We start from the raw sequence: 4453 nt of genomic DNA on the forward strand, positions 1-4453 counted from the left end.
GATTTGAAGAGAAGTCGAAAAAGACTGACACGCCAGATAGCCAGGTTAATAATAAAGCGAAATCTGCAACATGTTTGCGAATCAAGGCAAGCAGAGCTAACACTGAAAAACACAAGGCGTGGCAATATAACAAAGCCTCGGTCACCCAATACCGGTCTTCAAACAAAGCACTTTGGTGGTTGGCAATCGCCGCTAACTTAGCCTGCCACGCCTCACTGGCACCAAAATACCACAAGAGCATAGCTCCAGCCGCTAATACCAGTGCATATACTCCACCTGTTCGGTTAAACATACCTTTTTCAGGAACGAGCGAAGCAAACATCAACGATGTACAAAAAAGGAGATTAAGTCCACTAAACATCGCCATCACGTCTGATCTTGTCAAAGGCGTTTGCAGCTTCGTTTGAATAAAGTAATAGGCAAACAGGGCGATGAAAATCGGGGCAATAAAGCGGCTTCGATTAAACATGGCAGAAAAGCCAAGTAAGATACACGCTAATAGGTAAGGAGCAGTCCGCAGTACGTTTTCATCGAGAGCTTCAATAGAGCTGATACGAACCAGAAAAAAGGATAAAACGACAACAATTAAAGGGCTTAATCGCCAAGCATTTGCTAATAGGGGCACTGTTAATACTTCTTTGAAAAAACATGCTTTCAGTGTAGCTCAGATACTGGCATTGTGAGTGTGGATTGATATTTATTTGCACCAACACTCGCGCTTTAATTAAACTATTTCAGAACTTCCATATCACTCTGACCTATTTCACTTATGCAAAACCTTTCTGCCTCTCAGGCAAAGAATTCCATTGCAGTTAGCCCGCATGACCCGCTTAATTGGCATCAAGGTATTGAGCATTACGGCTTTTGGGCAATAGTGGTTCAGCAAGAAGACTGGCTCAAAGCCTTCCAACGCGCCCGCGCTCATGTCAAAACACTAGTACTACCTGATTACCAGAGAGCACCTCACATCACTTTATCTGCTTGCGGACTGGTGGATCCTGCTCACTTCTGCGAAGAGAAGCTCGCCCGGCAAATCAGAGCGCTTGAAGAATTAAAGCTTTCGCCCTTTTCTCTAGAAAGCCTAGGCCTAGACAGTTTCGAGACAGCCCCCTACCTTTCGATAAACAAGCACCCTCTTCTTCTAAAGATACGCGGTACACTGGAATCTATCTGTCAGGATAATCCCGCACGCGACTACCACCCTCATCTTACTTTGGGCTTTTATAAACAGTCGTACTCACTCAGCACCTTACAGCGCCACTTATCAGGCTATACACAGCCAGTCCTCCCAAGTCTAAGCGTACAAAGCCTATGCTACTGCACCTATCAGACCAAAGAAATCCAGGGAAACATCACAATAAGACACAAGCTCCCGCTTTCATAACGCAATAACACTCTCACTTGACGCTGATAGCTCAAGAAAACCGATCTATCCCTAAGAATTATTCCTCCATTTTTACGGCGAAAATGCACAGTTATGCTATTTTTAAGGAGGGGCAAGCTTTAACGAAGCAATTATCGACGTCAGCACACTCCTGACACATATCAGTCAATTGCCTAGCCCCTAACCTCATTGAATAGCACTGGGCATATACTGACGTGGCAACAAACGTAAATGAATAAGCTAACTACATCACTATCCTTCAAGTTAGCGATACCAAGCATCCTTATTGGCACGATATTTTTGCTGTCCGTCTCGCTATTATTCTCTTATCACGCAGAGCGAACATTAGAGCGTGAAAGCAATATAATTGCCCAGCATATACAAGACACGCTACTTATCGCTAATGAAACCAATGCTAACACAGCTAATTTAAGGCGTATTGTTAAAGCCTTAACGGCACGAAATGACATGACCCGCTTGCTCCCGGTGGAACAGGCAAGTGGCATTATCAGCGCAGACAGCCAAGAAGAAAATATTGGCCAAAATGTTCATAATTCACTCGACAATGCCCAATTAGAAACCTAGAAGCGTTTCATCACAAATGGACAAAACCAGAATCATCAAATTAGCGATGACGGTTTTTTTCATCATGCTCGCATCAAACTACTGAACCCAGAGCTTAATCGCGTGCGCCCTTACGAGGTATTTATGGAATTTCATAATATACCGACATTTAAAGAAACCAAGACATTTCTCTTTAGCTTATTTCTACTCTGTGCTGGGGGAATTACCCTACTTGCGGCTACAGCCTATCTCAACCAGCGTAGAACCTTGATTAGGCCCTTGGAAAGCATTACCGAAGAGCTACACCAGCAACAAAGTAACGGCCTAAATTCTCCCTTAAGCTACCAAAGCGAGGATGAGTTAGGCACTTTGGTTAAGCGCTATAATGCTCTTGCCAAAGACATAGCCAAACGCGCTGAGGAGGTAAACGAAACCCGGCGTATTATCGATGGCATCACCGACGGTGTCCCCGTATTACTTTCCTACATTGATGCACAAGAGCGCTTTCAGTTCGTTAACAAGAACTATAGTCGCTGGAGCGGCCGTGATACTAGCACCTATAAGGGTAAAGCAATTTCTGAAGCCTTGGGTGAAGCCATTTACGAACGGACTCAACCCTACATTAAAAAGGCTCTAAGCGGGACGTCCTGTCACTTGGAAACAGATATGGCGACCGTTAACGGTAAAAGGCATTGCAAAGCGAATTACCATCCTGATTTTGGCGAAAATAACGAAGTCCTCGGAGCCTTTATTTGTATCGAGGATCTTTCAGAGGTCAAAGTTTCAGCCTCAAAATTATCTGATTACGCACAAGAACTAGAATTCCGTGAAATAGCCCTTCAAGAAGAAAAAGCCGTTGCCGAAAATGCGTTGAAAGTTAAGTCTGAGTTCCTGGCCAGCATGAGTCATGAAATACGCACGCCAATGAACGGTGTACTCGGCATGCTCAATCTGCTGATGAACACAGAGCTCAGTGATGAGCAAAGACAAAGAGCCTCATTGGCAAAATCTAGTGCTGAGTCCTTGCTAAGCTTGATCAACGATATACTCGACTTCTCTAAGGTTGAGTCAGGTAAACTCGAGCTTGAGCAGGTCTCTTTCGACTTAATTGACTTAATCTCCAGCTTGGCGAAAACACTTAGTAAGCAAGCATACGACAAAGACATAGACTTCGTTGTCGATGTTTCGGGCATCAATAAAACCCATATCACAAGTGACCCTGGGCGAATCAGGCAAGTCTTAACGAGTTTAATATCGAATGCGATAAAGTTTACTTCTTCCGGTAGCGTAACCCTAAAACTAGAAGTCTACGAAGACTTTGGTGACAGCCTGGATCTAATTTGCGAAGTTCACGATACCGGTACCGGAATAGCTAAAGATAAGCTGGCAACGATATTTGACTCATTCTCACAAGCAGATGCCTCAACCACTCGAAAATATGGCGGCACTGGCCTTGGTTTAACTATTTCTCGAAATTTATGCCAATTAATGCATGGCGATATTAGAGTCGCCAGTGAGCTAGGTAAAGGTAGTGTCTTTACTGCCTCATTCATGGTTGACAGCTCTACTGAAAACAAAGAAAGCGCGCCACAATTTGAGACCGAACAACTGCTAGCATTTATTCTCGATAAACATCAGGACACAGCCAAGGAAATTGAGAAACAGCTAAGTAAATGGGGAATTCCCTCATATATCTGCGACAGCTCCAATTCCGTGCTCAATTCACTCAATGAACATGTTGTCGGGCCTGGTAAGGTCCCCTTGATCTATATCGATGCAGACCTGATTGAAGGTTCTGCCCACGACCTTAGCGACAACCTTCGCAGCCAAGCAGGCAATGAAACCTTATACCTGATACTCATGACAAAGTACGGTTCCCAGGTCGATGAAAACTATTGCAAGACTCATGGCTTCGATGCCCATATCTATAAGCCTATCTGTTCCAATGACCTAATCCAAAGCATGGAGCTCAGCCTCTATTCAGAAAAACCAGAGCTAACGCAAAGTGCGATAGCGGCTATAGAAGACCCCACTACAGATTTGAGCGAGTCTAGAATCCTGCTTGTTGAAGACGTCTATGTAAACCAGCTCGTTGTACAAGGTATTCTTGAGGCGCTTGACCAACAGTGCGATATCGCTGCCAACGGCCTAGAAGCGCTAGAAATGATACGCGACGCTGAAAAAACGGTCCCCTACAACCTCATTTTCATGGACTGCCAAATGCCGGAAATGGATGGATATGAAGCAACTACAGCGATCAGACAAGGTAAAGCCGGAGAAAACGCCAAGCAGCTACCTATTGTTGCCATGACAGCTAATGCAATGAAAGGTGATGATGATAAATGCTTTGCTGTGGGAATGAATGACTATATTAGCAAGCCTGTCGATGCCATGATCGTTCAAGAGAAGCTAAATAAATGGCTACATTAAGATGGCAGCGCCCTGTTAAACGCCTCATAATGATAAGCGAGTTCACTTGCTGACTCAGACCAGCAAGTGAACTCG

At 44.4% G+C, this 4453-nt stretch carries 4 protein-coding genes; 3 read left to right on the top strand and 1 reads right to left on the bottom strand.

Features of this window, described 5'->3' with window-relative positions:
* On the bottom strand, positions 1–625 hold a 625-nt coding region (locus A3757_RS18185; protein ID WP_156506400.1), incomplete at its 3' end, for a hypothetical protein.
* 144 nt (positions 626–769) lie between these two features.
* Here A3757_RS18185 and A3757_RS18190 point away from each other — a divergent pair.
* From A3757_RS18190 to A3757_RS18200, 3 genes are all read left to right on the top strand, one after another.
* Positions 770–1384 carry a 2'-5' RNA ligase family protein gene (locus tag A3757_RS18190; protein WP_068552615.1) on the top strand — a complete coding sequence of 205 codons (615 nt, stop codon included), beginning with the start codon at positions 770–772 and terminating at the stop codon, positions 1382–1384.
* A 231-nt stretch (positions 1385–1615) separates the two neighbouring features.
* The gene (locus A3757_RS18195; RefSeq protein ID WP_068510086.1) at positions 1616–1969 is read left to right on the top strand and encodes a hypothetical protein; all 354 of its coding nucleotides are present in this window, start codon (positions 1616–1618) and stop codon (positions 1967–1969) included.
* Positions 1970–2092: 123 nt separating this feature from the next.
* The gene (locus A3757_RS18200) at positions 2093–4378 is read left to right on the top strand and encodes a response regulator (RefSeq protein WP_068552610.1); all 2286 of its coding nucleotides are present in this window, start codon (positions 2093–2095) and stop codon (positions 4376–4378) included.
* The last annotated feature ends 75 nt before the right edge of the window (positions 4379–4453 follow it).

Source organism: Oleiphilus sp. HI0117 (genome assembly GCF_001635235.1).

What these genes read in the sequence shown, in the direction of transcription:
- A3757_RS18200 (WP_068552610.1), top strand. Translation starts at nt 2,093, where the DNA reads ATGGAATTTCATAATATACCGACATTTAAAGAAACCAAGACATTTCTC.
- A3757_RS18195 (WP_068510086.1), top strand. Translation starts at nt 1,616, where the DNA reads ATGAATAAGCTAACTACATCACTATCCTTCAAGTTAGCGATACCAAGC.
- A3757_RS18190 (WP_068552615.1), top strand. Translation starts at nt 770, where the DNA reads ATGCAAAACCTTTCTGCCTCTCAGGCAAAGAATTCCATTGCAGTTAGC.